A 2,552-nucleotide genomic window follows, 5' to 3' on the forward strand; every position below is an offset into this window, starting at 1 on the left:
ATCTCGCGAGGGTGAGCCCGAGTGCTTCGTTTTCTCTCGCCGCGACACGTATGGCCGGCACTTCTCTTGGCATGAAGGAACATTTCATTGGCGAAGCATATGGATATCAACGTTCATACGTTGAATTTATAAAGGACAAGACCGGCACGAGTCCGAGGGGCGGGATGGTGATGATAACAATCAACGATGACGAGGAGGAGGACCCATCCATCGATCCGAATGAACTTCCAGTGTTCGACTATGCAGCGAGTGATATGAAGGCCGATTTCCGTGCCGCGGCTATAGATATCGGTCTGCTCGCGCTGTTCAATATCATTTTCTTCGCTGGAGCGTACACGGCGTTCCTGCGATATGATGTAAGGTAGATACGCGGTCTATACGGAGGAAAACGATGTTTCGCATACTTGTACTGAAAGAACTGAAGGTCTACTTCACCAGCCCGAAATTCATTTCCACGTTTATCGCGTGCAGTATATTGATCATCCTGAGTGTGATGGTAGGGATCCAGGATTACAAAAACGATGTCAAGCGGTACGATACGGCGAGGCAGCTCGAGCGTCAGGTCCTCGAGGAACGGACCTCATGGGCCTATATCGGGACCAGGGCATTTATCACGCCGGATCCGATGAGGATCTTCGTTTCGGGGATCACCAACGATATCGGCAGGTTCTCGGATGTCAGTGCCACCGAACAGGTGACTCTGAGAAGCAGCACATACTCGAATGACCCGATATTCGCTGTCTTCCGGCTGCTTGATCTGAATTTCATCTTTCTCATCGTTCTTTCCCTGTTCGCCATCCTGTTCACATACGACTCGATAAACGGTGAACGCGAATCGGGAACGTTACGATTGACGTTCTCTAACGCTGTTCCGAGAGTGAAATATATCGCCGCCAAGTTTGCGGGCGCCTGGCTTGGTCTGGTGATCCCGCTACTGGTCCCGATGCTGGTAGTCGTCTTGATGGTGATTCTCTCGAAGGTCCCATTCGAGGCGAGACACTGGCTTGACTTCACGTTATTTGCGGGAGTGGCTGTCGGCTATTTTTCCTTTTTTATCGCTCTGGGAATATTTGTCTCATCAATGACCCGCCGTGCGAACGTATCGTTCCTGATCCTTCTTGTCGCATGGGTCTCGCTTACGCTTATTGTCCCGAGAATAGGCGTGATGGCCGCGAGTAAGATCATTCAGGTGCCATCCGCGGCAGAAGTGAATGCCCTTGCCGATGCTTTTTCGAAAGACCAGTGGAAACAATACACCGAAGGCCTGATCAAGACATCACGCGAGCGAAACTCGCTCATGGCGGATATGACCGAGGAGGAGCGGGAAGTTTTTCAGGACGAGAACGAGTGGAACTGGATGGAAGAGAGTGACCGGGTGAGAAAGGAAATGCAGACTAATATCAAGGATCATTCCCGCAGGTTGCAGGAGGAGCATACCAATCAGTTGATCGAACAGGAACGGCTTGCCTTTCTATTCGTGCGCGTCTCGCCGGCGTCCGCCTTCCAGCTTGCGACAATGAATATCGCCGGTACCGACACGGGGCTTAAGCCGAGGTATCAGGACGCGATCGAGAATTACAGAGACACCTTTCTCGATCACGCCGCTGTGAAGGAAAAGGAGAGTGGAGGGGGTATGGGTGGAATAAGTATCAACTTTGATACGGAAAAGGGAATATCGGTCAGTACTCCCCGTGACAGGCCGACGATCGATATCAGCGATATGCCGATGTTCATGCCCCCCGCAAGGACCATCGGAAGCGTGATCTCGGAGACGATGACCGATCTCGTTCTTCTTGTGATCTACACGGTGGGAGCACTGGCAGCGGCTTTCGTGGCATTCCTCCGGTATGACGTAAGATAGAATGGGGCATGGCTGATGTCGGGCTGTGCTTTAAATTGAAATAGAAGAAAGGGGGCACTATTGAAGTGCCCCCTATTGATCAGATATCTTTTCTGGTCACTTGTTTTTCAGGATCAACCGCCTCCGCCGCTGCCTCCTCCGATGCTAAGGTTGAGGCTTTCAAGGAAGTCGATAGCCTCGCCGATCTCCGGGTCACCGATTCCAAGCTCAAGCATATCCCTCGATGGGTCTCCCGTCAGGCCGCCCACGTTAAGATTGATTTCCGGGTTCCAGAGGTCGTAGACGATTTGTTCCACCCAGGCCAGCATGACCGACTGAAGGGCGCCTTCCTCGATCATGCCCCTGCCGCTGACATGGTTAAGTTCGGCGGCCAGAAGCTCCCGGACAAGTGCTTTCATCGGGTCCGGAGAATTGCCTTTCAGAATCTCAATAGCCTCGGAGAACTCGGAGCCAGGAGTGAACTGGAAGGGATCTTCCAGGAAAAGGCCCTGTATCTCAGCCAGGAAACTCATCATCTCCTGTGCGTTGTGCACTATCTTTGGATTTGTATGGCCCTTCTGGGCTGCACGCATCTGTCTGACCCAGAATTTCGGAGTCTCGCCGTTTGTCAGGATCGTGCCTGCCTGGATCTCCTCGATGATGTCATCCGTCCTTGGATCGAACCCGAAGAGGTTATCATACGAGTCAGGCC

3 protein-coding genes are annotated in these 2,552 nt (G+C 52.4%); 2 read left to right on the forward strand and 1 reads right to left on the reverse strand.

The window, feature by feature from the left end; genetic code table 11:
- Window positions 1–365: hypothetical protein (locus KOO63_14465; protein ID MBU8923018.1), on the forward strand; the 365-nt coding region annotated here is incomplete at its 5' end.
- Between the two features lie 26 nt (window positions 366–391).
- Window positions 392–1,861 (forward strand): ABC transporter permease subunit, encoded by a 1,470-nt coding sequence (locus KOO63_14470; GenBank protein ID MBU8923019.1) that lies wholly within the window; start codon window positions 392–394, stop codon window positions 1,859–1,861.
- A gap of 113 nt (window positions 1,862–1,974) precedes the next feature.
- Here the strand turns inward: KOO63_14470 and KOO63_14475 are convergent.
- Window positions 1,975–2,552: hypothetical protein (locus KOO63_14475; GenBank protein ID MBU8923020.1), on the reverse strand; the 578-nt coding region annotated here is incomplete at its 5' end.

The organism is Candidatus Latescibacterota bacterium, from assembly GCA_019038625.1.
In the GTDB taxonomy this organism is placed as follows: domain Bacteria; phylum Krumholzibacteriota; class Krumholzibacteriia; order Krumholzibacteriales; family Krumholzibacteriaceae; genus JAGLYV01.